This window comes from Brevundimonas sp., assembly GCF_965227765.1.
Lineage (GTDB): Bacteria > Pseudomonadota > Alphaproteobacteria > Caulobacterales > Caulobacteraceae > Brevundimonas.
The window spans coordinates 2,754,982-2,780,864 of record NZ_OZ245778.1 but is presented as its reverse complement, the minus strand read 5'-3'; the positions used below and the strand labels follow the sequence as shown (position 1 = coordinate 2,780,864).

At 67.1% G+C, this 25,883-nt stretch carries 27 protein-coding genes; 17 read left to right on the top strand and 10 right to left on the bottom strand.

The window, feature by feature from the left end; all coding sequences use genetic code 11:
• The first annotated feature begins 47 nt into the window (after window positions 1-47).
• Genes ACO05L_RS13255 through ACO05L_RS13245 form a run of 3 tightly spaced genes read left to right on the top strand, consistent with a single transcriptional unit; the run spans window position 48 to window position 2,310 of the window.
• Window positions 48-485, top strand: a complete 438-nt coding sequence (locus ACO05L_RS13255) for a DUF2231 domain-containing protein (RefSeq protein WP_421729637.1) — start codon at window positions 48-50, stop codon at window positions 483-485.
• The gene (locus ACO05L_RS13250) at window positions 482-1,789 is read left to right on the top strand and encodes a PQQ-dependent sugar dehydrogenase (protein WP_421729636.1); all 1,308 of its coding nucleotides are present in this window, start codon (window positions 482-484) and stop codon (window positions 1,787-1,789) included. The genes ACO05L_RS13255 and ACO05L_RS13250 overlap by 4 nt, the downstream gene beginning before the upstream one ends.
• Window positions 1,790-1,833: 44 nt before the next feature.
• Complete coding sequence (locus ACO05L_RS13245; protein WP_421729635.1) at window positions 1,834-2,310, top strand: hypothetical protein; 477 nt, start codon at window positions 1,834-1,836, stop codon at window positions 2,308-2,310.
• Here ACO05L_RS13245 and ACO05L_RS13240 read toward each other — a convergent pair.
• Window positions 2,288-3,055 (bottom strand): sterol desaturase family protein, encoded by a 768-nt coding sequence (locus ACO05L_RS13240; RefSeq protein WP_421729634.1) that lies wholly within the window; start codon window positions 3,053-3,055, stop codon window positions 2,288-2,290. The genes ACO05L_RS13245 and ACO05L_RS13240 overlap by 23 nt on opposite strands.
• A gap of 56 nt (window positions 3,056-3,111) precedes the next feature.
• Here ACO05L_RS13240 and ACO05L_RS13235 point away from each other — a divergent pair, with 56 nt between their 5' ends.
• A complete protein-coding gene (locus tag ACO05L_RS13235) occupies window positions 3,112-3,597 on the top strand; it encodes a sterol desaturase family protein (RefSeq protein WP_421729633.1) in 486 nt (161 codons plus the stop codon).
• Here the strand turns inward: ACO05L_RS13235 and fni are convergent.
• Entirely contained in the window at window positions 3,564-4,607 is a 1,044-nt protein-coding gene (gene fni / locus ACO05L_RS13230; RefSeq protein ID WP_421729632.1) for a type 2 isopentenyl-diphosphate Delta-isomerase, read from the bottom strand. The two genes, ACO05L_RS13235 and fni, sit on opposite strands and share 34 nt — an antisense overlap.
• Window positions 4,608-4,720: 113 nt before the next feature.
• On the opposite strand from fni, the gene ACO05L_RS13225 reads away from it, so the two are divergent.
• Genes ACO05L_RS13225 through ACO05L_RS13215 form a run of 3 tightly spaced genes read left to right on the top strand, consistent with a single transcriptional unit; the run spans window position 4,721 to window position 7,621 of the window.
• Window positions 4,721-5,635, top strand: coding sequence for a polyprenyl synthetase family protein (locus tag ACO05L_RS13225; protein WP_421729631.1), 915 nt, complete (start codon window positions 4,721-4,723; stop codon window positions 5,633-5,635).
• 58 nt (window positions 5,636-5,693) lie between these two features.
• Window positions 5,694-6,557 (top strand): ABC transporter ATP-binding protein, encoded by an 864-nt coding sequence (locus ACO05L_RS13220; RefSeq protein WP_421729630.1) that lies wholly within the window; start codon window positions 5,694-5,696, stop codon window positions 6,555-6,557.
• Window positions 6,554-7,621 (top strand): ABC transporter permease, encoded by a 1,068-nt coding sequence (locus ACO05L_RS13215; RefSeq protein ID WP_421729629.1) that lies wholly within the window; start codon window positions 6,554-6,556, stop codon window positions 7,619-7,621. The genes ACO05L_RS13220 and ACO05L_RS13215 overlap by 4 nt, the downstream gene beginning before the upstream one ends.
• 4 nt (window positions 7,622-7,625) lie before the next feature.
• Here ACO05L_RS13215 and ACO05L_RS13210 read toward each other — a convergent pair whose 3' ends face one another.
• The 3 genes from ACO05L_RS13210 to crtY are packed head-to-tail and all read right to left on the bottom strand — an operon-like array spanning window position 7,626 to window position 11,205.
• Complete coding sequence (locus ACO05L_RS13210; protein ID WP_421729628.1) at window positions 7,626-8,558, bottom strand: phytoene/squalene synthase family protein; 933 nt, start codon at window positions 8,556-8,558, stop codon at window positions 7,626-7,628.
• A complete protein-coding gene (locus ACO05L_RS13205; RefSeq protein ID WP_421729627.1) occupies window positions 8,555-10,036 on the bottom strand; it encodes a phytoene desaturase in 1,482 nt (493 codons plus the stop codon). The genes ACO05L_RS13210 and ACO05L_RS13205 overlap by 4 nt, the downstream gene beginning before the upstream one ends.
• A complete protein-coding gene (gene crtY, locus ACO05L_RS13200; RefSeq protein ID WP_421729626.1) occupies window positions 10,036-11,205 on the bottom strand; it encodes a lycopene beta-cyclase CrtY in 1,170 nt (389 codons plus the stop codon). Before crtY ends, ACO05L_RS13205 begins: the two co-directional genes overlap by 1 nt.
• Window positions 11,206-11,284: 79 nt before the next feature.
• On the opposite strand from crtY, the gene ACO05L_RS13195 reads away from it, so the two are divergent.
• On the top strand, window positions 11,285-12,025 hold the full coding sequence (locus ACO05L_RS13195) for a fatty acid desaturase (protein WP_421729625.1): 741 nt from the start codon (window positions 11,285-11,287) through the stop codon (window positions 12,023-12,025).
• A gap of 21 nt (window positions 12,026-12,046) precedes the next feature.
• Here ACO05L_RS13195 and ACO05L_RS13190 read toward each other — a convergent pair whose 3' ends face one another.
• The 3 genes from ACO05L_RS13190 to paaG form a co-directional block, all read right to left on the bottom strand.
• Window positions 12,047-12,646, bottom strand: coding sequence for a TetR/AcrR family transcriptional regulator (locus ACO05L_RS13190; RefSeq protein WP_421729624.1), 600 nt, complete (start codon window positions 12,644-12,646; stop codon window positions 12,047-12,049).
• Window positions 12,647-12,761: 115 nt separating this feature from the next.
• On the bottom strand, window positions 12,762-14,792 hold the full coding sequence (paaZ, locus tag ACO05L_RS13185; protein ID WP_421729623.1) for a phenylacetic acid degradation bifunctional protein PaaZ: 2,031 nt from the start codon (window positions 14,790-14,792) through the stop codon (window positions 12,762-12,764).
• A gap of 15 nt (window positions 14,793-14,807) precedes the next feature.
• The gene (gene paaG, locus ACO05L_RS13180; RefSeq protein WP_421729622.1) at window positions 14,808-15,599 is read right to left on the bottom strand and encodes a 2-(1,2-epoxy-1,2-dihydrophenyl)acetyl-CoA isomerase PaaG; all 792 of its coding nucleotides are present in this window, start codon (window positions 15,597-15,599) and stop codon (window positions 14,808-14,810) included.
• 129 nt (window positions 15,600-15,728) lie between these two features.
• On the opposite strand from paaG, the gene pcaF reads away from it, so the two are divergent.
• The 8 genes from pcaF (at window position 15,729) to ACO05L_RS13140 (ending at window position 22,944) form a co-directional block, all read left to right on the top strand.
• A complete protein-coding gene (gene pcaF / locus ACO05L_RS13175) occupies window positions 15,729-16,931 on the top strand; it encodes a 3-oxoadipyl-CoA thiolase (RefSeq protein WP_421729621.1) in 1,203 nt (400 codons plus the stop codon).
• Between the two features lie 71 nt (window positions 16,932-17,002).
• Window positions 17,003-18,013 (top strand): 1,2-phenylacetyl-CoA epoxidase subunit PaaA, encoded by a 1,011-nt coding sequence (gene paaA / locus ACO05L_RS13170; protein WP_421729620.1) that lies wholly within the window; start codon window positions 17,003-17,005, stop codon window positions 18,011-18,013.
• Between the two features lie 71 nt (window positions 18,014-18,084).
• On the top strand, window positions 18,085-18,336 hold the full coding sequence (gene paaB, locus ACO05L_RS13165) for a 1,2-phenylacetyl-CoA epoxidase subunit PaaB (protein ID WP_421729619.1): 252 nt from the start codon (window positions 18,085-18,087) through the stop codon (window positions 18,334-18,336).
• A gap of 5 nt (window positions 18,337-18,341) precedes the next feature.
• Window positions 18,342-19,106 carry a 1,2-phenylacetyl-CoA epoxidase subunit PaaC gene (paaC, locus tag ACO05L_RS13160; RefSeq protein ID WP_421729618.1) on the top strand — a complete coding sequence of 255 codons (765 nt, stop codon included), beginning with the start codon at window positions 18,342-18,344 and terminating at the stop codon, window positions 19,104-19,106.
• A gap of 17 nt (window positions 19,107-19,123) precedes the next feature.
• Entirely contained in the window at window positions 19,124-19,618 is a 495-nt protein-coding gene (gene paaD / locus ACO05L_RS13155) for a 1,2-phenylacetyl-CoA epoxidase subunit PaaD (protein ID WP_421729617.1), read from the top strand.
• A 10-nt stretch (window positions 19,619-19,628) separates the two neighbouring features.
• Window positions 19,629-20,711, top strand: a complete 1,083-nt coding sequence (locus tag ACO05L_RS13150; protein ID WP_421729616.1) for a 2Fe-2S iron-sulfur cluster-binding protein — start codon at window positions 19,629-19,631, stop codon at window positions 20,709-20,711.
• A complete protein-coding gene (locus ACO05L_RS13145; protein ID WP_421729615.1) occupies window positions 20,708-22,165 on the top strand; it encodes a 3-hydroxyacyl-CoA dehydrogenase NAD-binding domain-containing protein in 1,458 nt (485 codons plus the stop codon). The genes ACO05L_RS13150 and ACO05L_RS13145 overlap by 4 nt, the downstream gene beginning before the upstream one ends.
• Window positions 22,162-22,944, top strand: coding sequence for an enoyl-CoA hydratase-related protein (locus ACO05L_RS13140; RefSeq protein ID WP_421729614.1), 783 nt, complete (start codon window positions 22,162-22,164; stop codon window positions 22,942-22,944). Before ACO05L_RS13145 ends, ACO05L_RS13140 begins: the two co-directional genes overlap by 4 nt.
• Window positions 22,945-22,953: 9 nt before the next feature.
• On the opposite strand, the gene paaK is transcribed toward ACO05L_RS13140, so the two are convergent.
• Both paaK and ACO05L_RS13130 read right to left on the bottom strand, forming a co-directional pair.
• Complete coding sequence (gene paaK, locus ACO05L_RS13135) at window positions 22,954-24,243, bottom strand: phenylacetate--CoA ligase PaaK (protein ID WP_421729613.1); 1,290 nt, start codon at window positions 24,241-24,243, stop codon at window positions 22,954-22,956.
• Between the two features lie 105 nt (window positions 24,244-24,348).
• Entirely contained in the window at window positions 24,349-24,840 is a 492-nt protein-coding gene (locus ACO05L_RS13130; RefSeq protein WP_421729612.1) for a 2,4'-dihydroxyacetophenone dioxygenase family protein, read from the bottom strand.
• 238 nt (window positions 24,841-25,078) lie between these two features.
• Here ACO05L_RS13130 and ACO05L_RS13125 point away from each other — a divergent pair, with 238 nt between their 5' ends.
• Window positions 25,079-25,870: an SDR family oxidoreductase gene (locus tag ACO05L_RS13125; RefSeq protein ID WP_421729611.1), complete on the top strand. Its 792-nt coding sequence runs from the start codon at window positions 25,079-25,081 to the stop codon at window positions 25,868-25,870.
• Window positions 25,871-25,883: the final 13 nt, after the last annotated feature.

Genomic DNA, 25,883 nt, shown 5'->3' with positions numbered 1-25,883 from the left:
TGCGCGGGGATTGGCCTTGCCTGGAAATGGTTGATCAGGAGATGGCGATGGCGGTCTGGAATCCGGGACTTGAACGATGGCTGGACGCCTTGCGCGGCCTTCTGCTGAGCTTCCCCATCGCACTGTTCACCATCGCCGTATTCACCGACATCACCTATCTGCGCACCGCCGAGGTTCAGTGGACGAACTTCTCGGCCTGGCTGATCACCGGCGCCCTGGTGTTCGGAGGGCTGGCTGCGGCTTGGGCGCTCATCTCCCTGCTGCTGCGCTTCAGGCGTGGCGACAGAAACCCTCGACTGGTGTTCTTCGCCTTGCTGGCGGTGATGTGGGTGCTCGGACTGGTCAACGCCTTCAAGCACAGCCAGGACGCCTGGAGTTCGGTCGGCGCTTTCGGCCTGATTTTGTCGATCCTGTGCAGCCTGCTGGCGATGGCGGCGGGCGTCATGGCCTTCTCTGGCCTTCACACACGGGAGATCGCCCGATGATCCGTTCGACAAAGATGCGCACCTTGCTAGGCGCGACCGCGCTGGCCCTCGTGGTCGCCGCCTGCGGACGCAGTGATCCCAGCCTCAACCAGACGGGCGCCGGTCCGGACCTGCCGGGGGTGCGCGAGACCCTGGTGCCGCCGATGAAGATTTCAAACCCCATCGGCTGGGACGGCCAGACCCCGACCGTGCCGGCGGGCTTCACCGTCACGGCCATGGCCACCGACCTTCGCATCCCGCGTCAGATGCTGGTCCTGCCCAATGGCGACATCCTGATCGCCGAGGGGCGCGGCGGCAATGCGCCCGCCCTGCGGCCCAAGGACATCATCGCCGGGCCGATCAAGAAGAAGGGGAATACCCAGGTCGAGAGCGGCGACCGCATCACCCTGCTGCGTGACGCCGACAATGACGGCCGCCCCGAGATCCGCACTGTCTTCATCGACAACCTGAACGCGCCCTATGGTTTGGCCTTTGTCAATGGCGCCCTCTATGTCGCCGCTCAGGACGCCCTGCTGCGCTTCCCCTATCAACCCGGCCAGACGCGGATCACGGCGGCGCCCGAAGAGGTGACCAAGCTTCCGTCGCGGATCAACCACCACTGGACCAAGTCCCTGACCGCCAGTGCGGACGGCCTGACCCTCTATGTCGGCATTGGCTCGAACAGCAATATCGGCGAGCGTGGCCTGGCTGTGGAGGAAGAACGCGCGGTGGTCTGGGCTATCGACCGCCAGACCGGCGCTCGTCGCACCGTGGCGACCGGCATCCGCAACCCAACCGCCCTGTCGATCGAGCCCCAGACCGGGGCCCTGTGGGCCGTGGTCAACGAGCGTGACGAGATCGGGCCGCAACTGGTCCCCGACTATCTCACCTCGGTGCGCGAAGGCGGCTTCTACGGCTGGCCCTACAGCTATTGGGGCCAGAACGTCGATCCGCGCGTGCGGCCTCAGAAGCCTGAACTGGTCGCCCGCGCCATCGCCCCGGACTACGCCCTGGGTTCGCACGTCGCCGCCCTGGGACTGTCGTTTGCGACCAATGGCGGCTTCGGCGGCGGTTTCTCGCAAGGCGCCTTCATCGGCCAGCACGGCAGCTGGAACAGGCAGGATCCGTCCGGCTACAAGGTCGTCTGGGTGCCGTTCGCCAACGGCCGACCTGCGGGTCAGCCGGTGGACTTCGTCACCGGCTTCCTGACCGATCAGGGTGCGAGAGGTCGCCCGGTCGGCGTGGCCTTCGACCCCAGCCGCCGCATCCTGCTGGTCGCCGACGACCTGTCCAACACCATCTGGCGGATCGCGCCCGCGCGATGACCAGGGTGGGTTGAACCCCAAGGGATGGATGGCGTTGAGGGTGGATGCGTATTTCAGCCCTGCTGCCATCCATCCTCATCGGCGCCGTTTCCAGCGCCCGCTCCATGACGCCGATGGCGGCCCTGGCCGGCGCGCATCTGGCAGGACGCCCGACGCCGGGACGTCTGATTTTGCTCGGGCATCCTCTGTTCACCTTCGGAGCCTTGGCTATGGGCGTGGGCGAACTGTTCGGCGACAAGATGAAGTCGGCGCCGGATCGCACGGTCTTCCTGGGCTTGCTGGCGCGGGTCATGAGCGCGGGCATAGCCGGGTCCGCTCTGGCCCCGCGCGGGCGCGAACGAACGGGGGCGGCGCTCGCCATCCTGACGGCTGTGCCCCTGGCCTATCTGACATTGGCCGGGCGTGAACGCGCCATGCGCCGCGTCGGCCAGACACGGAGCGGATTGATGGAGGACGCCCTTGTGGTCGCGGCTGGGGCTGCGGTCGTCGGCGCCAGCGTCAGGCGGCGGGGTCTGGGCTAGGGCGGTCATCCGCAGACCGAATCTCGGTGCCGCCTAGACGGTCCCACATCTGTAGATACAGGCCATAGTTCCCGTTGAACCGCTTGTGGTGGATGTCGTGGTGAGTGGCGGTGATGATCCAGCGCAGCGGTCGCGCCCTCAGCCAACCTTCGGGCCAAACTTCGCGTCCTGCATGGTTGAGGACCGCTGTTGCCGTCATCAGGGTCAAAAGGCTCAGCGCCACGCCCCAGTGCAGGGGAATGATCATGGCCAGGGCCGGCAGGAACCAGGCCGTCGCCAAGGCCTCGGCCGGGTCGAAGGCGAAGGAGGCGAAGGCGCTGGGGTCGCGCGAGCGATGGTGTTCCGCATGGGCCCAAGCGAAGACGCGTGGATGATGCAGGCCTCGGTGCAGCCAGTAATAGAAGGCGTCGTGGGCCAACAGATAGACGACGAAACTGGCGGGCAGCCACCACAGGGGCCAGGCGTGGACATCGTCATAGATGGCCGTCCCGCCACGCTTCCACAGCTCAAGGACCACCGCGGCCGGCAGGGCGTAGATGGGACAGGCGATGACCGAGGCGACGATCTCGCGCCGGATGCGGGGCGGATGCGGATCGCGATGGTTCAGCCGTCGCCCGCGTCCCTTGCCCGCCCACAGCAATAGATGCGTCACCGCCGCAACCACGAAATAGCGCAGGCCGATGATGGCGCTGAGCGCCAGTGTGGTGACGAAGATGTCGAACAGCATGGGCGCAAGGGCGGTCAAACAGGTCGCGGGGTCAAGGTCTGGCGACACGCCTGCTGGGGCGATAGACTGAGGCCATGCGTCTGGCAGCGATGATCTTGATCTTTATGGCCGTGGTCATGGCCATGGAGGTCTTCGCCTGGGCGATGCACCGCTATGTCATGCACGGACCGATGTGGGTCTGGCACCGCAGCCATCACGAAGCCCATGACCGGATGTTCGAGCTGAACGACCTGTTCGCCCTTGTCTTCGCTCTGCCGGCGGTCGTGCTGATCTTCGTGGGAATGCACGTCTGGCCGTGGGCCATGCCGATCGGTCTGGGGGTCACGGCTTACGGTGTCGTCTATGGCTATTTCCACGATGGCCTAGTGCATCGCCGCTATCCTACGGGCCTGACCGGTCGGTCGGATTTCTGGCGCAAGCGAATCCAGGCGCATCGGCTGCATCATGCGGTGCATACGCGCGAGGGCTGCGTCTCCTACGGCTTCCTATGGGTCCAGCCCGTCCGCGCCTTGAAGGCGCAGCTGGTTCACAAGCGGATATCGTCCAGCAAGGGCGCCTGAGCCAGGGCCGCCAGATCGGCCGAGCCCGTGCAGAAGCAGGCCAGGCGCAGCTGGGCGTTCAGAACCTCGAAGTGATTGACGACCGCCTCGGTCGAAACCAACGCAGCCTCCAGCACGCCAGCCGCCTGACCCACAACATGGGCGCCGAGCCGGATGGCGCGGGCGGCGTCCAGGCCGTCTCGAATGCCGCCCGATCCGATCACCGTCAGACCCGGCGCCGCCGCCGCCGCCTCGGCGATGGCGCGGGCGGTGGGCACGCCCCAGGCGGAGAAGGGGGCGACCACGGCCTCGGCCCGTCCGCCCGCGGCGCGCGCGCCCTCGATCAGGCCCCAGTTCGTGCCCCCGGCGCCCGCCACATCCAGCGCGGCGACGCCCATGTCGGCTAGCCGGCGCGCAACGTCGCGCGACAGACCCGCGCCGGTCTCCTTGACCACCAGCCTGCCGGGGAAGGCGGCGCAGATGGCGGCGATGGCCGCGCCGACGCCGCGCCAGTCGCGGTCTCCCTCAACCTGCACCGCCTCCTGCAGCGGGTTCAGGTGCAGGATCAGCCCATCGGCGCCGATCATCTCCATGGCCTGTCGCGCCTGATCCAGGCCGTAGCCTTTGACGAACTGGACGGCGCCGAGGTTGGCCAGGATGACGGCGTCGGGCGCGCGGCGACGCAGGTCGACGGACAGGCCCAGATCGGCCCGGCTTTCCAGCGCCACCCGCTGCGAGCCAACAGCCAGGGCGATGCCCAGCGCTTGAGCCGCCTCGGCCAGTCGGGCGTTGATGTCGACCGCGCGCGACGGCCCGCCGGTCATCGAACTGATCAGAAAAGGACTGCGAAGACTGCGGCCCAGCAGGGTCGCGGTGGTGTCGATGGCGTCGTGATCGATCTCGGGCAGGCCGTTGTGGACGAAGCGCACCATGTCCAGGCCGCTGGCGACCGCGCCCTGACCCTTGCCCGCGAGAACATGATCGATGTGCTCGTCCTTGCGACGGACGAGGGCGTCGCCGGACGGACCCATGACATTGTCCCCAGTGGAGGTTGCATCCGAACCACTCGTGATGCCGTATAGGATCTTAGCGTTTCGTCAGACCACCGCAAACGCCGCGACGTAGTGATTGCTGGAGGACGTGCATGGCGACAGCGGAGGCCCTGTCTGAAGGCCCGCGCGGCGGGGCTGCGGCGGACCACGATCTCGACCATCTGTTGGCCCTGACCGAAGCGCGACTGGATCAGTCATTGCCTCGGGCGCATGGCGGCGAGAGCGTCCTGATCGATGCAGCCCGTTCGGCCCTCATGGGTCGCGGCAAGCGGGTCCGGCCCATCATGACCATGCTGGCCTGCGCCCATGTCGGGGGGCGGGCCGAGGATGCGCTCGATTTCGGATGCGCCGTCGAGATGGTTCATGCCGCATCTCTGGCGTTGGACGACCTGCCCTGTATGGACGATGCGGCCCTGCGGCGCGGCGCACCGACGGTTCACCGCGCGCATGGCGAGGACGCCGCCGTTCTGGCCTCCATCGCTCTGTTGAACCAAGCCCATCGTCTCATCCTCCAATCCGGCGGCCTGGATGCGGAACGGCGCCTGGACCTGGTCGAGACCCTGACCCATGCAGTGGGTTTCGACGGCCTGACTCAGGGGCAGATGCGCGACCTGCGAGACCCCGTCGAGGACCGGACAGAATACGGTCTGCGCCGGCTCAACCATCTGAAGACGGCGGCCCTGTTCACCGCCGGGCTAAGGGGCGGCGGTCTGATCGGCGGCGCTGGGCCGCAGGAAATCCAGGCTCTGAGCCTTTTCGGCGAGCGGATCGGTTTCGCCTTCCAGCTTTTCGACGACCTGCTGGACGCCACCGCGACTGCCGAAGTCTTGGGCAAGGACGTGGCCCAGGATCGGGGCAAGATCACCTTCGTCGACCTGTGGGGCGAGGGCCGGGTGCGTTCGGCTATCGGCCAGTCCCTGGCCTGGGGGCGAGACGCCCTGGGCGAGAACTGCGCCCTGAGCGACTATGTCTGGCGACTGTTCGGGGACGCCGGTTTTGCCGCCTGACCGGCCGCCCGCGCTTCGACTTTCAAACATCGGCGCCGGCTACTCGGATCAGCCAGTGTTGCGCGGCCTCGACCTGACGATCGCGGCGGGCGAAGCCTTCGCCCTTCTGGGGCCGAACGGGTCGGGCAAGTCCACCGCCGCCCGCGTCGCCTGCGGCCTTCTGAAACCGACCATGGGCGAAGTCAGCATCTCGGGCGCGGTGTTGAACGCCAGAGGACGTCGCGCGCGTCATGTTGGCCTGGCCCCTCAGGAATGCGCCCTGTTTCCGGCCCTGACCATCCGCGAGAACCTGTCGATCATGGTGCGGCTGTGCGGCATGGCGCGCGGCCTTCGCTCCGCGGCCATCGCCCGCGCCATGGCTCTGGTCGATTGCAGCGCGCGGGGCGATCAGGCCGTCGCCACCCTGTCGGGCGGATGGAAGCGGCGGGCCAACCTGGCGGCGGCCCTGGTCAGTCAGCCCGCCTTTCTGGTCATCGACGAGCCGACCGAAGGGGTGGATGCGCCGACCCGCCTGATCATCGCCCGCGCTATCCGCCAGGTTCTAGACGAAGGCGCGGGATGCCTGATCATCAGCCACGATGCCGCCTTCGTCGAGATGACTGCCGACAGGATCGGGGTGCTGGGCGAGGGGCGGCTGATCGCAAGCGGCCGACGACGCGCCCTGTTGGCTGAGGCTTTCGCAGACGACAGGGTTCTAAGCGTTCGGTTCTTGGCGCCCCCGACCGAGGACGTGGTCGATCTGATCGAGGCTCTCGGCTTGGCGCGCGTCGGCGGCGATCTGACCTGGCGGTTGCTGGCCGGGAACGTCCTGGCCGTGGCCGAGGCGATCTCCAACGGCGTGGATGACGGGGGCGGGGAGATGACCATCCGTCGTCCGGGCCTGGATGAACTGGTCGAACGTCTTCGGGACCCGCCAGCATGATCGCGATCATCATCGCCTATGGGCGCAGTTTCCTGCGCGATCGGGCGGGTCTGGCCATGACCCTGATCCTGCCGCCGGTCGTCTATCTGCTGTTCGCCGCCATCTTTGGCGCGGGCGCGCGGGGCGAGATCGAGTCGACCGTCTTCCTGCACGACGCGGCCCGGACGACGCAGAGCCGGGTCATCGAGATCGGTCTGAAGTCCGCGCTCGGCGACCGGCTGACCCTGGTCCCCGACGCCGCGTCCGTCGAGGCGGCGGTGATCGATGGGCGCAGCGACGCGGGCGTGCTGATCCTGCCATCGCAGGGACCTGAACCCTTGATCGAGGTGGTCTCCGGCGCGGGGCGGGACGTGGCGGCGGCGGGCGTCGTCGGCCGGGTTCAGGCGCTCACCACGGGGCTACGGAGAAACGCGCCGCCGCCCGCCTCGACGGTGCGACAGCGCTCGGTCGGCCCCGAAGGCGATGTCCAGGCCGTCTATTACGCCGGGGCCGTCAGCATCATGTTCGTCTTCTTTGCGGCCATGCACGGCGCCATGGCGGGGCTGGACGAGCGCCGCTCCGGCCTTCAGGCTCGGCTGTCGCTGGCGGCCGGCGGACTGGCGTCCATAATCGCCGGACGGGCGGCCTGGCTGTTGATGGTGGGACTGGCCCAGTCGGCAGTCGTGTTCGCCATCGCGGCTCCCCGCCTGCCGCCGACCGAAATCTGGCAATGGGCGGCGTGGCTGGCGACCGCCGGTCTGGCCAGCGCCTCGGCGGCGGGGGTGGCTTTGGCCATCATCGCCCTGTGCCGGTCGCGCGAGCAGGCCCAGCCCCTGTCCACCTTCATCGTCCTGTTGCTGGCGGCGTTGGGCGGGTCGATGGCTCCGAGATTTCTGATGCCGGAGGTCTTCCGCCAACTGGGCTGGCTGACGCCCCATGCCTGGGTGATCGAGGCCTATCAGACCCTGATGTGGCGCGGCGTGTTCGACATGACGGTGGTCTCGGCCTGGATCGTCCTGGCCGTTGTCGCAGTCTTTGGAGGGATGATCGCCCTGGCGGTGGAGACGCGTCGGCCGGTTCCCTAAGGGTTCAGACGTGGGTCCAGAGCGCCGGCCGGGCGGGGGGCTCGCGCCAGGCGTCCAGGGTCTTGCTCCAGATTGCGATCAGGCCGCCGCGTCCCAGCAGAACCAGCTTGCCCGTCCGGTCGACCGAGGCGCGGTTGTCCCAGGCCAGGGCGCCGGCATCGGCGACATGGCGGCCGATGGCGCGATAGACGCCCCGCGCCGTGGCTATGGCCCATGCCGAACGCGGATTCAGATCGCGCAGACCCCAGCGGGCCGATGCGTAGAAGGGCTCCGCCGCCGCCACCAGGCGCTGGGCCGTGCGGGCCACCGCGCCGCGATGCTCGGGCGCAGCGACACGGTCGCGGGGCACGCCCGCCTCATCCAGCCACTCGCCGGGCAGATAGACGCGGCCGCCCTTGGCGTCCTCGATCACGTCGCGGGCGATATTGGTCAGTTGGAAGGCCAGGCCCAGGTCCTGGGCGCGGCGAAGGGTCGGGGCGTCGCTGACCCCCATGATGCGGGCCATCATGACCCCGACAACCCCGGCGACGTGGTAGGCGTATTCCAACGTGTCCTCGAGGGTGTCGTAGCGCCGCTCCAGCACATCCATCTCGAACCCCTGCAACAGGTCCATGGCCTCCTGCGCGGGAATGGCGTGGCGGTCGGTGACGCGTTGGAAGGCGGCGAAGACGGGGTCGATCTGGCGCTCGCCTGACAGGGCCGAGGCGGTTCGCTCGCGCAGTTCCTGAAGCTTCTGACTGGCCAGGACGGGGTCGATGCCGACCGCTCCCGATCCCAGGACCTGGCCGTCGATCTCGTCGTCGCAGTGGCGGCACCAAGCGTACAGCATCCAGGCGTCGTCGCGGATGTCGGACGGGAACAGGCGCGACGCCGTGGCGAAGCTTTTCGAGCCCTGCTCCATGGCCCTACGGCTATGGTCGACGACAGCGTCGTTCATGGCGTGATCCCCGCGTCCGCGATCATCAATCCGGCAGTCGCCTTGGCCGAACCCACCACGCCTGGAACACCGGCGCCCGGATGGGTGCCGGCGCCCACGAAATACAGGTTGGGAATCTTGTCGTCGCGATTATGCACCCGGAACCAGGCGCTCTGGGTCAGGATCGGCTCCAGCGAGAAGGCGGAGCCCTGGTGAGCGTTCAGCTGCTGCTGGAAGTCATTGGGAGTGAAGATGCGGCAGGTCTCGAGATCGCCGGTCAGGCCGGGGATATAGCGTTCTTCCAGATAGGCCAGGATGCGGTCGCGATACCGCGGCCCCTCGACCTCCCAGTCGATGTCGGCGGCGGCCAGATGCGGCACGGGCGCCAGCACATAGAAGGCGTCGCAACCCTCGGGCGCCAGGGACGGGTCGGTCCGTGTCGGGGCGTGCAGATACAAAGAGAAATCGTCCGGCAGATCCGGCCCCTTGAAGATCTCGCCGATCAGTTCGCGATAGCGCGGGCCGAACAGCACCGTGTGGTGGCGGATTTCCGGGTGGACCTTCTTCAGGCCGAAGTAGATCACGAATAGCGACATCGAATGGCGCTTGTTCGCCAGTCGTTTGCCCTCGGCCTGACCGCGCGGCTCCTGTCCCAAGAGGCGCTGATAGGTATGAACCACGTCGGCGTTAGAGGCGACCATGTCGAAGTCCAGGGTCTGGCCGCCGACCACCACGCCCGTCGCCCGCCCATTGGCCATGACGATCCTGTCGACAGGGCTGTTCAGCCGAATCTCGCCGCCCAGATCAGTGAACAGGCGGACCATGGCCTGGATCAGCGCTCCGGTGCCGCCGCGCGGAAACCACACGCCCCAGCGCCGTTCCAGCGAATGGATCAGGGCATAGATCGCTGAGGTGGCGAAGGGATTGCCGCCGACCAGCAGGGAGTGAAAGCTGAAAGCCTGACGCAGGTGCTCGTCCTGGATGAAGCTGGCGACCTTGTCATAGACCGAGCGCCACGCCTGCAGCCGCATAAGCTCCGGCGCCGCCTTGATCATGGAGCCGAAGTCGAGGAAGGGCACGGCCCCCAGCTTCAGATAGCCTTCCTTCAACAGCTCTTGGGAATAGGCGAGGAAGCGACGATAGCCTTCCTTGTCGGCCGGATTGCGGGCCACGATCTGGCGGTCCAGCTCGTCCTGATCGTTGACGTAATCGAACACGTCTCCGTCTTCCCAGCACAGCCGGTAGAAGGGGGCGACCGGCAACAGCTCGACATAGTCCGACAGCTTGCGACCGCTGAGTTCGAACAGTTCCTCCAGCGCTGAGGGGTCGGTAATGACCGTTGGCCCCGCATCGAAGGTATAGCCCTTGTCCTGGTAGACGTAGGCGCGGCCGCCGGGCTTGTCGCGCGACTCGAAGATCGTGGTGGCGATGCCGGCCGACTGCAGCCGGATGGCCAGAGACAGGCCTCCGAATCCCGATCCGATTACTGCCGCTCGCATCACGCACGTCCCCGTTCAAACAGACAAGCCAGGGCCGCACCGAGCGGCACCGGGGGTTTGCCGCTGAGGATCCGCGCCTTGTCGGCGAGGGTCGATCCAGCAGCGTAGAAACGCTCGATCAGAGGCTGAGGCAGCCGATAGAACCGCTCCAGCACCCTGTATCTCAGTTCGGGCTGTGCGGCCCGGAACAACATACGGTCAAGCAGGCGATAGAAGCCTCGGGATGCCCAAACGTTCAATGCGTATTTTGCGATTTCAGAGGCGATGTCGTCGACAGCCAGACCTCTGTCCGACACGCGGTCCGCCAGCCTGACAGCGTCGGGCAGGGAATAGCCGGTGGTGGGGTGAAACAGGCCGGCGCGCAGGCCCGTCTGGGCCGTTGGTCCCATGCGTTTGAGGTGCGCCCGGATGTCGCCGTCCAGGGCGATCGGCAGGACGCCTTCCTCCTCGCGAAGTATGGTTTCGACGGTCCAGCCCTGCCGTGCGGCATAGTCCAGGACACCCTGTCGCAGGGTGGCGCGGTCCAGTGCGTCGCCGTCGGTATAGCGGGTGTCCTCGATCAACAGGGTCCGGGCGTCGAACGGCAGGACGTAGAGGAAGCGGTAGCCCTCGGCCTGATCGACCGTCGCATCCATGATGATAGGTTCGGCGAGGCCGTGAGGCTGGGCCAGCCGCACCTCAAGGCCGACGAACTTCTGGAACCCCAGCATCAGGTCCGGCGTGGCGGTGGGGCCTCGTCCGTCGATCACGACCCTGGCCCCAAGCGAGGTTCCGTCCGCCAGGGTGACCTTGGTCGGCGCGACGGTCGCCACCGAGGCGTTGAACCGGATCCGCCCCGGCAGGGCGGCCTGGATCACACCGTCGAAGCGGTCGGCGGTCACGCTGGCGTAACCCGAAGACAGGCGGCGGCTTTCGCTGGGAAAATGCACGGAATAGCCCGGCCAGCGGTGGACAATCAGGGGCGCGATCCACGCCTGCTGTTCCGGCGTCAGATCGCGTTCGAAGAAGGACCAGGTATGGGCGCCGCCGAGCCGGTCGGCCGCCTCGATGATCCGCACATCTAGATCCGGCCGGGTCTGCGACAGCCTCAGCGCCAGAAGTCCGTTCGCCAGCCCGCCGCCGACCAGTAGCAGGTCAGGTTCCGGGGCATGGATATTGGGCTCCTGCATCCCGGAGAGGTCGCACGGACATGGCGGGTGGGCAAGCAAGCGGGGTGTGCGAGGCGGCTCCGTGCGCTAAAGTGCCGCCATGGCAACCCACGCCCTAGCTGCGCAAACGACGGAACGCCGGACGATCCCGAACCAGACGACCATCGGCCTGACCCTGGCCGCCATGATCGTCACAGCCTGGCTGTGCCTGCATATTTACGGCGTTTATCTGCACCGCTGGTCGGCGTGGAGCGTGGCGATCGTGCCGGCGGTGGTTGCGGTCCAGACCTGGCTGTCGGTCGGGCTGTTCATCATCGCCCATGACGCCATGCACGGCTCGCTGGCCCCCGGAAGACCGCGGCTCAACGCCGGGGTCGGGTCTGTCGTCCTGGCCCTCTATGCCGGGTTTCGCTTCCGCAAGCTGAACACCGCCCATCACGCCCATCACGCTGCGCCGGGGACGGCCCAAGATCCCGACTTCTTCGCCGCAGCCCCACGCGCGTTCATCCCCTGGTTCGTGAACTTCTTCCGCACCTACTTCGGATGGACCGAACTCGTCGTCCTGACCCTGCTGGTCGCCATCGCCGTGTTCGTGCTGAAGGCCGGGATGGCGAACCTGCTGGTCTTCTGGGCCGCGCCCGCCCTGCTGTCGGCGTTGCAGCTGTTCTTGTTCGGGACCTGGCTGCCGCACCGCCATACGGACACCCCGTTCGCGGACGCCCACAACAGCCGCAGCAGCGGGTTCGGCGAGCTGACGTCCTTGCTGACCTGTTTTCACTTCGGCCGGCACCACCAGCACCACGTCCAGCCCTGGCTGCCTTGGTGGCGTCTCAAGGGCTAGGTTGTCAAAGGCCAGTCGGTCTCAGGCTTGAGGTTGCGCCAGACCGCTCAGGAACATCTCGGCGGCGTCGTCGGCGATGGTCTGGCTCTTGATCGGCCCGGCGGGATCGAACCAGGTGTGGGTCCAGTTCAGCATTCCGAAGAACAACATGGTCAGCGACCGGCGCCGGGGACGGTCCTGGGCCAGGTCCGGGCGAATGGCTAAAAGCAGCCGATCGACGACGTCGATGACCACCCTCTGGCGATCAACGATGTCCTGACGACGGTCCACCGGCAGGTTGCCCAGTTCGTTCAGCAGCACCTTCTGATTGGACTGCGCGCCCTCGTAGTGTTCCATCAGATCGCGAGCCAGACGGCGAAGCTTGTCGCGCGGCTCCTCGCTGCCAGCCTCTACGGCCAGGGCCGTCTCCACCAGGCCCTGGACATGGGAGTCCATGACATCGAACAGGATGTCTTCCTTGGACGGATAATAGTGGTAGATCAATGACTTGGAGGTCTCTCCCGCTGCAGCGATCTGGGCGATCGAGGCGCCCAGAAATCCGTGCAGGGCATAGAGCCGCGCGGCAGTCGCCATGATCGCCTTGCGCCGGTCGTCATAGTCCGCTGCCTGTGTCCGCGCCATCGTGATCCCGTCTCTACGTCTCAGACTGGATAGGGGATGCGGCTGCGCAAGGCCAGTGATCCAAAGCGCTTCAGGCGCCGTCGGATCGTCCGGCGGCGCCTGAAGAAGGAACATCTCAGATCGCGTTCATGGTCAGGAGTTCGTAGGTGGCGACGCCTTCGCCGTCCTGGTTGGTGACCAGGGCGTCCCAGCGGACCTCGCCGTATTCATCGTTGCGGCGGCTCTTGGACTTGGCGGTCAGGCGAACCGTGATGGCGTCGCCTGGCGAGACCGGCTTGAGGAAGCGCAGGTTGTCCAGGCCGTAGTTGGCCAGGACCGGACCCGGCGCCGGATCGACGAACAGGCCCGCTGCAAAGGACAGGATCAGATAGCCGTGGGCCACACGGCCGGGGAAGAACGGATTGGCCGCCGCCGCGTCCTCGTCCATGTGGGCATAGAAGGTATCACCCGTGAACTCGGCGAAATGCTCGATGTCGGCCAGGCTGATGGTGCGCGCATCCGTGGTGATCGATTTGCCGACCTCCAGTTCGCCAAAGCTGAGGCGGAAGGGGTGGGGCGCCTCGGTGGCGACGGGCGCGCCTTCGATCCAGCGGTGGCCAATGGCCGACAGCATCCGTGGCGAGCCTTGCAGGGCGGTGCGCTGCATATAGTGGTGCACCCCGCGGATGCCGCCCATCTCCTCGCCGCCGCCCGCGCGTCCGGGGCCGCCATGCACCAGGCCGGGCAGGGGCGAGCCGTGACCCGTGGATTCGCGTGCGCAATCGCGATCAAGGATCAGTACGCGTCCATGCCAGGCTGCGGCGCCCGCGACGAAGTCCGTCGCCACTCGGGGATCATTGGTGAACAGCGACATGACCAACGAGCCCTGTCCGCGATTGCACAGGGCGATGGCGTCGGCGACATCGCGATAGGGCATCAGGGTGGAGACGGGACCGAAGGCTTCCTGGTCATGCACCGTCGAGGCGTCCCATGGGGCGTCGCAGCGCAGCAGGATTGGGGACATGAAGGCGCCGTTTGGGGCGGGTGGGCTCTCCGGGTCGCCGAAGACGATCCGGGCGTCGCGCGCCAGTTCAGCCACGGTGCGGCGCACGTCGGTCAACTGTCGTGCACTGACTAGGGCGCCCATGGTCACACCTTCGACAGCCGGGTCGCCGACCACCACCTTGGCCAGCCGGTCCTTGAGCGCGGCCTCGACCGCGTCGATCACGGCCTCTGGCACAAAAGCGCGTCGGATGGCGGTGCATTTCTGCCCCGCCTTGGTCGTCATCTCGCGCACGATCTCCTTGACGAAGAGATCGAACTCGGGCGCGTCGGGCGTGGCGTCGGGGCCCAGGACCGTGGCGTTCAGGCTGTCGCGTTCGGCCACGAACCTCACGCTGTCGCGCGCAAAGACCGGGTGGGATTGCAGCTTCTGCGCCGTCGCCGCCGAGCCGGTGAAGGACAGGACGTCCTGACAGGTCAGGTGGTCAAGCAGGTCGCCAGTCGCGCCGGAAATCAGCTGTAGCGCGCCCGCCGGCAGGACGCCGGCTTCCAGCATGATGCGGACGCAGGCCTCGGTGACATAGGCGGTCGAGGATGCCGGTTTCACGATCGCAGGAACGCCCGCCAATAGAGTCGGGGCCAGCTTTTCCAGCATCCCCCAGACGGGGAAGTTGAACGCGTTGATGTGGACAGCCACGCCCTGCAGCGGGGTATAGATATGCTGGCCGATGAAGCTGCCGCGCTTGGACAGGGGCTCGACCGCGCCGTCCAGCAGGACGGTGTCATTGGGCAGTTCGCGACGCCCTTTCGAAGCATAGGCGAACAGGGTGCCGGCGCCGCCTTCGATGTCGATCCAGCCGTCGGAGCGCGTGGCGCCTGTATGGGCCGACAGGGCGTAAAGCTCTTCCTTCTTGGCCATGACGGCTTCGGCCAGGGCCTTCAGCATCCGGGCGCGGTCGTGGAAGGTCATCCGACGCAGGGCTGGGCCGCCGACCGCGCGGGCATGGGCGGCCATGGCGGCGAAGTCGATGCCGTTTGAACTGATGCGCGCGACGGGGGCGCCGCTGACGGCGGAGACGACCACATCGAACCCGCTGGCCGCCTCATGCCAGGCGTCGGCGACATAGCTTTTGATAGCGGGGCTTTCGATAGCGGCTTGGGTCATGTCGGGGTCTTTCCTCTATCGGCCCTTGAAGGCCGGCGTGCGCTTTTCCAGGAAGGCGGCGACGCCTTCCTGGTAATCTTCGGTGCCGCCCAGGATCCGCATCGCGTCGCGCTGCAGGTCGAGTTCGGTGTCGAGACTGTTCAGGCTGCTGGCGCGGATCATTCGCTTTGTGGCGGCCAGGCCCGCCGTGGGGGCCTTGGCGAAGCGCTCGACCAGGGCGTCGACGGTGGTCGCCAGATCGGCATCATCCACCACCTGCCAGATCAGGCCCCAGGTCTCGGCGGTCTCGGCCGTGATCGGCTGGCCGGTCAGGGCCATGCCCAGGGCGCGCGCCTGACCGACCAGACGCGGCAGGACCCAGGTGCCGCCGCTGTCGGGAATCAGCCCGATATTGGCGAAGGACTGGATGAATTTGGCCGAGCGAGCGGCGATGACGATGTCGCAGGCCAGGGCGATATTGGCCCCTGCGCCCGCCGCCACGCCGTTCACCGCACAGACGACAGGAACGGGCAGGGCGACCAGTCGGCGGATCATCGGATTGTAGAAATCCTCTACCGAGGCGCCCAGATCGACCGGTGCATCGCCCGGCGACACGGCGCGATCCGACAAATCCTGCCCGGCGCAGAATCCGCGTCCGGCGCCGGTCAGGATCAGCACCCGGAGCTCGGACGTCGCCTCGATCCGGGTCAGGGCGTCCCGCATCTCCAGATGCATGGCGGTGGTGAAGCTGTTGAGGCGGTCGGGACGATTGAGGGTCAACCGCGCGATGCCGTTTTCCAGCGTCAGAGCCAGGGTTTCGTAGGCCAAACCGATCCTCCCGATCGTCGGTGTTTGCGACGCACATAAACAAGACCGATCGGACGGTCAATTATTGTATCGCGGTTCGATGCGGTCTAGGCACGGCTTGAAGTTCACCGAAACTCCCGAAGGAAATCCATGTCCGACGCCTTCATCTGCGATGCTGTCCGCACGCCCATCGGCCGCTATGGCGGGGCGCTCTCCTCGGTCCGGCCGGACGACATGGCGGCGATTCCGCTGGAGGCGTTGAAGGCGCGCAATCCCGGTGTGGACTGGTCGCGGTTGGACGACATGGTGATGGGCTGCGCCAATCAGGCGGGCGAGGACAATCGCAATGTCGCGCGCATGGCGGCCCTGCTGGCCGGGCTGGGGGAAACGGCGCCGGCCACAACCATCAACCGACTGTGCGGCTCGGGCCTGGACGCCGTCGCGGCCGTGTCGCGCGCCATCAAGGCGGGCGAGGCCGACCTGTGTATCGCCGGAGGCGTGGAGAGCATGACGCGTGCGCCCTTCGTCCAGGGCAAGGCCGAAAGCGCTTTCTCGCGCGCCGCCGCGGTGTTCGACACGACTATCGGCTGGCGCTTCATCAACCCGCGCATGAAGGCGGCCTTCGGCGTCGATTCCATGCCGGAGACGGGCGAGAATGTCGCCGAGCAGTTCTGCATATCCCGTACAGATCAGGACGCCTTCGCCATGCGTAGCCAGGCCAAGGCCGCCGCTGCCCAGGCCTCGGGACGGCTGGCCGCTGAACTGGTCCCCGTAACCATCCCGCAAAGGAAGGGGGAGGCTATCGTCGTCGACCGCGATGAGCATCCTCGCCTGACTTCGATGGAGGCCCTGGCCAAGCTCAAGCCCATCGTCCGCGCCGACGGCACCGTGACGGCCGGCAATGCGTCGGGCGTGAACGATGGGGCGGCGGCGATCATCGTCGCCTCGGAGGCGGGGGTGAAGGCCCACGGACTGACGCCGCGCGCCCGCGTCCTGGCCACCGCCGTGGTCGGGGTCAGCCCCCGCATCATGGGGATCGGCCCGGCCCCGGCCTCGCTGGCTGCGCTGGCGAAGGCGGGGTTGTCGCTCAAGGACATCGACCTGATCGAACTCAACGAGGCCTTCGCCTCGCAAGGGTTGGCGGTGCTGCGCCAGCTCGGGATCGCGGACGACTCGGAGATCGTCAATCCCAACGGCGGCGCCATCGCGCTGGGGCATCCCCTAGGAATGTCGGGGGCGCGCCTGTTGCTGACAGCGACCGAAGAGCTGCAACGCACAGGCAAACGCTATGCCCTGTGCACCATGTGTATCGGCGTCGGGCAGGGCATCGCTACCGTCATCGAACGCGTCTGAAAGCCACTTGATAATTAATTGACCGTACGGTCGGGCAATGATATCTGCCCTCACGAAACAGGAGAGCGGCGATGTACGTGCAGGAGGTAAAGGGCGGGGGCGGAGAGGGGCCTGCTGGGGGCTCCCTGGTCGAGGATCCCGACCGCCTGGCCGCCTTCGAGGCGCGCGTCGCCGCCGATGAGTTCATCGAGCCCAAGGACTGGATGCCCGAGGCCTATCGCAAGACCCTGGTGCGCCAGATCTCGCAACACGCTCACAGCGAGATCGTCGGGATGCTGCCCGAAGGCAACTGGATCAGCCGCGCGCCTTCGCTGCGCCGCAAGGCCATCCTGCTGGCCAAGGTTCAGGATGAAGCGGGCCACGGCCTGTATCTGTATTGCGCCGCCGAGACCCTGGGCGTGTCGCGCGACGAGATGACCGAGGCTCTGCTGTCGGGGAAGGCGAAATACTCGACCATCTTCAACTACCCAACCCTGACGTGGGCCGACATCGGCACGATCGGATGGCTGGTGGACGGCGCTGCGATCATGAACCAGGTGCCGCTGCAGCGGACCTCCTACGGACCCTATGCCCGCGCCATGGTGCGGGTGTGCAAGGAGGAGAGCTTCCATCAGCGCCAAGGCTATGAGGCCGTAATGGTCATGGCCGCCGGCACGCCCGAGCAGAAGGCGATGGCCCAGGACGCTTTCGACCGCTGGTGGTGGCCCTCGCTGATGATGTTCGGCCCGCCCGACGATCAGTCGCCCAATACCGAGCAATCCATGCGCTGGCGCATCAAGCGCGACACCAATGACGAGCTGCGACAGAAGTTCGTCGACATCACCGTGCCCCAGGCCGAGGCCATCGGCCTGACCGTTCCCGATCCAGATCTGAAGTGGAACGCGGCGCGCGATAGCTATGATTTCGGGGCCATCGACTGGGACGAGTTCTATGCCGTGGTTCGGGGCGAAGGCCCGGCGGCGAAGGAGCGTATGGAGGCTCGCCGCAACGCCTGGTCCGACGGCGCCTGGGTGCGCGAGGCCGTGATGGCCCATGCCCAGAAACAGACGGCCTTGAAACAGGCAGCCGCTGTCGCAGCCTGAAAGCCGTCCAACACCGCGATACAGAAGAAAGATTCAGCATGTCGAGTGAGCTACCGCTCTGGGAAGTTTTCGTGCGGGCTAAACATGGCCTGTCGCATCGTCACGTCGGCAGCGTCCACGCTTCGGACGCGCGCATGGCCATCGAGGGCGCGCGTGATGTCTATACGCGCCGCATGGAGGGGGTGAGCCTCTGGGTCATGCCGTCCGCCTTCATCACCGCCTCGGATCCCGCCGAAGCCGGCGCCCTGTTCGAACCCGCCGAGGACAAGGTCTATCGCCATCCGACCTTCTACGTCGTGCCCGACAGCATCACCCACATCTGATGACCATGACTGCCGGAACCGATACCGCCCGCCTTTCGCTTGCGCTGCGCCTGGGTGATGACGCCCTGATCCTTGGGCAGAGGGTCGCCGAATGGTGCGGCCATGCCCCGACGCTGGAGGTGGATCTCAGCCTGGCCAATATCGGCCTGGACCTGATCGGACAGGCCCAGCATTTCCTGGCCTATGCGGGCGAACTGGAAGGGCGAGGCCGCGACGCAGACGCCCTGGCCTTCCGGCGCGACGTTTATGATTTCCGCAATTGCCTGCTGGTCGAACAGCCGAACGGGGACTTCGCCCGGACCATGGCGCGCCAGTTCCTGTTCTCGACCTGGCAGCATCTGATGCTGCAACGACTGGTGAACAGCACCGATCCGCGCCTGGCCGAGGTCGCGGCCAAGGCGGTCAAGGAAGTGGCCTATCACGCGCGTTTGTCCGCCGACTGGGTCATCCGACTGGGGGACGGCACGCCGGAAAGCCGCTCCCGGATGATCGACGGTTTCGACTGGAATTGGCGTTTCGTCGAAGAGCTTTTCGAGGCGGACGGTGATGAGGCCGAACTGGTCGCGACGGGTGTCGCTGTCGATCGCGCCGCCCTGCGACCCGAATGGGAGGCCGTGATCGCAAGTGTCCTGGCTGAGGCGAACCTGCCGGCGCCGGTCGTCAAGCGCGGCGTGTCCGGCGGCCGTACCGGGCGACACAGCGAACATCTGGGGCACCTGCTCAGCCAGATGCAGTTCCTGCCGCGCGCCTACCCGGATGCGGTCTGGTGACAGGCGGGGCGTCGGAGATGATCTCGGACGCCGAGCTGGTCGCGGGCGTGGGCGCCGTTCTGGCCTCGGTGCCGGACCCGGAAATCCCGGCGGTGACCGTGGTGGATCTGGGGATTTCGCGCGGGGTCCGCCGTCGCCCCGACGGTTCGTACGCGGTGGTGCTGACGCCGACCTACACCGGATGTCCCGCCACCCTGGCCATCGAGGCCAGCGTCAGGTCGGCGCTGGATGCGGCGGGCTATGGTCAGGTTGCCGTGGTGACGGAACTGTCGCCTGCCTGGACCACCGACTGGATCACCGACGAGGGGCGCGAAAAGCTGCGCGCCTATGGCATCGCCCCGCCCGAGAGGGGAGCCGCCGCCGCGTCGCTGAGACCCGAGGTTCCACCGGCGTGCCCGCAGTGCCGCTCGCTGAACACCCAGGAGGTCAGCCGCTTCGGTTCGACGCCCTGCAAATCCCTGTGGCGCTGCCTTGGCTGCGCCGAACCCTTCGACCGATTCAAATGTCTCTAGGCCGTCCGTCATGAACGCTAAGACCGATTTTCACACCCTGCGCGTCAGCGAGGTCCGGCGCGAGACGCCGGACGCGGTATCCATCCTGTTCGACGTCCCCGACCCGACATCGCCGCTGCTGGCCTATGCGCCCGGCCAGTATCTGACGCTGCGTCGCCAGATCGCGGGCGAAGATGTTCGGCGCAACTATTCGGTCTGCGTTTCGCCTCTGGACGGCGAGTTGCGGGTGGCGGTGAAACAGGTCGGCGGCGGTCGGTTCTCGACCTTCGCCAATCACGAGTTGAAGGCGGGCGACCTGCTGGACGTCCTTCCCGCCGCCGGGCATTTTACGGCTGCGTTCGAGGCAGGCGAGGCCCGCAACTATGCCGCCTTCGCCGCCGGGGCGGGCATCACGCCGATCCTGTCCCTGATCCGCACGGCCCTGCGCCAGGAGCCGCACAGCGTCTTCACCCTGTTCTACGGCAACCGGACCAGCGGCAATATCCTGTTCCAGGAAGAGCTGGCCGCGCTGAAGAACCAGTTCATGGGACGGCTGGCCGTGTACCATTTCCTGACCCTGGAAGACGAGGATATCGACCTGTTCAACGGTCGGCTGGATCGGGCCAAATGTGACGCCGTGCTGTCCACTCTGATCGACCCGGCCGCCATCGACATGGCCTTCATCTGTGGTCCCGAGGGGATGATGGAGGCGGCGGAACAGGCGCTGTTGGCCAAGGGCGTCGCGCCGTCCCGGATTCTGCTGGAGCGGTTCGCCAGCTCCGGCGCAGGCCCGCTCCTCGACGATGCCGCCCAGGTCCGGGTCGCCGCGGCCGCCGGTCGGTCGATGAAGGTCGTGCTCGACGGTCGGCGCATGACGGTCGCTTTCGATGCCCAGGCAGGCAACATCCTCGATAGCGTTCGCGCCACGGGCGCTGCGGCGCCCTATGCCTGCAAGGGGGGCGTCTGCGCCACCTGTCGCGCCAAGGTCATCGAGGGCGAGGTCGAGATGCGGGTCAACTATGGCCTGACGTCCGAGGAAGTGGCCCAGGGCTATGTTCTGACCTGCCAGTCCGCTCCCGTCGGTGACGGGGTTGTGCTGAGCTACGACGCATGAGCGACCTGATGCAGGCGGTCGTCGGGGTCTGCGGCGCGGGCGCCATGGGGGTCGGTATCGCGCAGGTCGCGCTTCAGGCGGGCCATGCGGTCGTCGTGCTGGACACCAACGAAGCAGCCTTGGGCGCAGGCGAGGCGGCCTTGGCCCGGTCGCTGGCCGGTCTGGTCAAGCGCGGGCGGCTGGAGGAAACCCAGGTCGCCGCCATGATGGCGCGCGTGTCCTGGTCGACCGCCGTCGAGGCGCTGGCGGGCGCCGGTCTGGTGATCGAGGCGATTGTCGAGAATGAAGCGATCAAGGCCGATCTGTTCGCCCGCATCGAGGCGGTGACCGGCCCGCAGACGGTGTTGGCGACCAACACCTCATCCCTGTCCGTCACCCGGCTGGGCACGGGTCTGCTCAGGCCGTCGCGGTTCCTTGGCCTCCATTTCTTCAATCCCGCCGCCGTGATGAAACTGGTCGAGGTCGTGCCCGGGCCCGAGGCCGAGGCTGCGCTGGTCGAACAGGCCCAGGCATTGATGATCGCCTGGGGCAAGACGCCGGTGCGCGTGCGCGACGTGCCGGGCTTCATCGTCAACCGGGTGGCGCGTCCCTACTACGCCGAGGGCTTCCGCGCCTGGGCCGAGCAGGTCGCTGCGCCGGAAGTGATCGACGCCCTGTTGAAGGCCGCGGCCGGCTTCCGCATGGGGCCATTGGAACTGGCCGACATGATCGGCCACGACGTCAACTATGCGGTCGCCCGCTCGATCCATGACGCCTATTTCGGCCAGACACGGTTCACACCGCAACTGGCGCAGGGCCAACTGGTTGATGCCGGGCGGTTGGGCAGGAAGTCCGGGCGCGGCGTGTTCGACTATGCCGCCGCCGTCCCGAGCGCGGGTCCCGCGCCCTCGCGCAAAATCCCTCGTCGCATCGCCATCGGTCCCGGCGTGGAGCTGGCTCTGGCGGACCGGTTGGCCACGGCGGGCGCAGTCTTCAGCGATGCGCCCGCAGGCTGTATCGACGTGGACGGCGTCCTGGTGGCGCGCAGCGATGGCCGAATGGCCTCGTCCCGTTCGGCCGAGTGCGGCAAGCCCTTCGTCGTGCTCGACTGGATGGAGCCGGGCATGGAGACGGTCGGGTTCTCGGTGTGTGGCGACCGGGCGCGCTCGGCCGCGCAGGCCTTGGTCAGCGCTGCCGGATGGACAGGCTACGAGTTGGCGGATCGCCCCGGTCTGCTGGTGCTCAGGGTGCTGGCCCAGCTCGCCAACGCCGCAGGAGACGCCGTGCGCGATCGGGTCGCTGAGGCCAGCGGAATCGACCGCGCGATGAAGGCCGGCGCCAACTATCCGTTTGGACCTCTGGCCTGGGCGGACCGATACGGTCGAGCGGCGCTGATCCGTACTCTGGACAATATCGCCACGGAAACGGGCGAGGCCCTGTACCGGCCGAGCGAATATTTCAGGAGAGCGGGGTGAGCGAAGACGCCGACATTCTGCTGGTCTCTGACCCCCGACCGGGCGTCCGTCTTCTGACCCTCAACCGCCCCTCCCGGCGCAACGCCATTGCGACGCCCCTGCTGGTCTGCCTGGCCGAGGCGCTGGATGCCGCGGCTGTCGATGCCGGAGTGAGATGTGTCATCGTCAGCGGCGGTGACCGCATCTTCGCCGCCGGCGCCGACATCGGCGAGATGGCCGACCGCGACGGCGTCGGCGCACTTGGCGATGTGCGGCCCGGTCAGTGGGCCCGGCTGCGCGCCTTTCCAAAGCCTCTGATCGCCGCCGTCGAGGGCTGGTGCCTGGGCGCCGGCAACGAGCTTTTGATGTGCTGCGATCTGGCCGTGGCGGGCGAGGGCGCGCACTTTGGACAGCCTGAGACCAATCTGGGCATCATCCCGGGGGCGGGCGGGACCGCCACTCTGCCGCGTCTTGTCGGCCGTGCGGCCGCGATGAAGATGGTCCTTCTGGGCGAGCCGATCGACGCCGCCGAAGCTCTGACGCTCGGCCTCGTTTCCCATGTCGTCGCCAACGGCGAGGCGAACACGGTCGCGCTGGAGATGGCCGGTCGGATTGCTGACCGCGCCCCGGTGGCGATGCGCCAGGCCAAGTCCATGGTCAACGCGACCTTCGACCTGCCCCACACCGCCCACCTGGCCGCAGAGCGCCAGGCCTTCTCCCTGCTGTTCTCGACCGCTGACAAGGCCGAGGGCGTTGCGGCCTTTCTGGAGAAGCGGCCGCCGCTGTGGACGGGTCGCTAGACCCGTCCGTTACGCCGGAATGCGGTGATCCAGAACCCGCGCGGCCTTGCCCTGCGAGCGGGGCAGGGAGCCCTCTGGGCGCACGTCCACGGTGACGCTGATGCCGATCAGGGTCTTGATCCTGGCGGCCAGTTTCTTTGCATCCTGGGCCTGTTCGTCGGCGCCCGCATCGCTCCGGGGCTCGACCAGGACGCGCACCTGATCCATGCGGTTGGGGCGGGTCAACTCGATCTGATAGTGGGGCGTCAGCGCGGCGCACCCCAGAATTTGTTCCTCGATCTGGCCGGGGAAGACGTTGACGCCGCGCACGATCATCATGTCGTCCGAACGCCCCGTGATCCGGTCCATCCGGCGCATGGTCCGGGTCGTGCCCGGAAGCAGCCGCGTCAGGTCGCGTGTGCGATAGCGGATGATCGGCATCGCCTCCTTGGTCAGGGAGGTGAAGACAAGCTCGCCCTCGCTGCCGTCTGGCAGGACGTCACCCGTCACAGGGTCGATGATCTCGGGATAGAAGTGATCCTCCCAGATGGTCGGTCCGTCCTTGGCCTCGACGCATTCGGAGGCGACGCCCGGCCCCATCACTTCGGACAGGCCATAGATGTCGACGGCGTCGATGGCGAAGGCCTGTTCGATCTCGGCTCGCATGGCGTTGGTCCACGGCTCGGCGCCAAAGATGCCGACCTTCAGTGACGAGGCGCGGGGGTCGATGCCCTGGCGGCGGAACTCGTCGAGGATCGACAGCATGTAGCTGGGGGTCACCATGATGATGTCCGGCTTGAAGTCGCAGATCATCTGGACCTGTTTCTCGGTCTGGCCACCCGACATGGGGATCACCGCACAGCCGAGGGCCTCCGCGCCGTAGTGGGCGCCAAGCCCGCCGGTGAACAGGCCATAGCCATAGGCGACATGGACCTTCATCCCGGGTCGCCCGCCGGCCGCATGGATCGAACGGGCGACCACGCTGGACCAGGTCTCGATGTCCTTGCGGGTATAGGCGACGACGGTCGGCTTACCCGTGGTGCCGGACGAGGCGTGAATGCGCGCCAGCTGGTCTTCGGGCACGGCCAGCATCCCGAACGGATAGTTGTCGCGCAGGTCGGCCTTGGTCGTGAAGGGAAAGCGCGACAGGTCCGCCAGAGATTTCACATCGTCGGGATGCACCCCGGCCGCGTCGAACTTGGCGCGGTAGTGGGGATTGCCCTCATAGGCGAGCCGCAGCGATGCCTTGAGCCGCTCGAGTTGCAGAGCCTGCAAGGCGTCGCGCGATGCAGTCTCGATCGGATCCCAGGTCTTCGCCACGGTCGTCTCCTGTCGGCGCGCGCGAGGGTGCGAACGCCTGGCTTCGGCGTCAGCGCGCCGTCACGGATGGGGTGCGGCGGACGGCTGTGCGTCCGCCGCCTGATCTCACCAGTGGCTGGGTTTCTCGATATGTGCGGCGGCGTCGTTGGCGACGGCCATGTCGTACATCAGGCGCGCATCGACGACGGCGGCGATGGAGCCGTCCTCGTGGAAGCCGCCCAGCGGGCCATGCACCACGGCGAACATGATGACGCCGTCGTCGTGGGTGTTGGGGATGTGGCGGATGCCTGCGCCTTCAAAGACGTAGTCGCCGACATAGCCGTGATCGTCGTCGTAGCTGAAGCCGCCCTCGACGATATAGGCCTCGACCGCGCCGAAATGGCCGTGGATGGGGGCGGTGTTCGACGCCGACACCTTCAGCAACAGGGTGAAGCCGCCAGTCATCGGATTGACGTTCAGCAGCTTGAACCAGGTCCCCTCCATCACCCAGTCGGTCCAAGGCAGGTTCGAGGGGTTGAAGAAGGCGGGCCGATGGGTGGCGGTGATGCCGATGGCGGAATTCGTATTCGGGCCGATCACGGGCGATGAGGTCGACATCTGCTTCTCCACAATGAACTCAGGGACGATGGCGACAGACGCTATGGGCGGGGCCAGGGGGTCACAATGACGCGTACTACTCATGCCCGGCTTGACCGGCGGGGGTGGGCGCAATCCGCGAGCGAGAGCCCCCCGGCAGCGGGTGCGTGGAACACGTCATTGTCGAGAACGCCCGCGCCGATGTCTCTGGACGCATCAGGCCGAATGGCCGCGCATCAGGTTGGGCAAGGAGAACATCGTGACGGGTCGTCTGGACTCCAAGGTCGCCTTCATCACCGGCGCAGCGTCAGGCATTGGATACGCCACGGCGCGGTCATTCGTGGACGCCGGCGCCCGCGTCGTGATCGCCGATCTGGACGAGGCGCGCGCCGCCGCCGCCGCCAATGCGCTGGGATCGGCCGCGTCGCCGTTCCGCATGGATGTCTCGCGCGAGCCCGACTGGGAGGCGGGCATGGCTTTCACCATCGAACGCTTCGGCAAGATCGACATCGTCTGCAACATCGCCGGGGTCGGCCGGGGCGGGACCATCGAGGATCTCGAACTGGACGAATGGCAGCTGATGATCGACGTCAACCTGACTGGCACCATGCTGGGCTGCAAGCATGGCGTTCGCGCCATCTCGCGCTCGGGCGGAGTCGGGGCGATCATCAACGTCTCGTCGCTGGGCGGGCTGGTGGGAATCGCAGATGTTGCGGGCTATTGCGCCAGCAAGGGCGGCGTCACCGTACTGACCAAGGCCGTAGCGTTGCATTGCGCTCAGAAGAACTACCCGATCCGCTGCCTGTCGATCCATCCGACCTATGTCGACACCGAGATGCTGGATCCGGTCGTCGCGGCGGCGGGCGGAGACCGCGCGGCTCTGCTAGACGGTATGGCGCGCCTGGTCCCCATGGGCCGGGTTGCGCGACCGCAGGATGTCGCCAGCGCCATCGTCTTCGCCGCCTCCGACGAGGCGGCGATGATCAGCGGATCGCCCCTGATCATCGACGGGGCTCAACTTGCCGGGCCGCCTTCGGCCCACTTCAACTGAACGAGGAATAAGT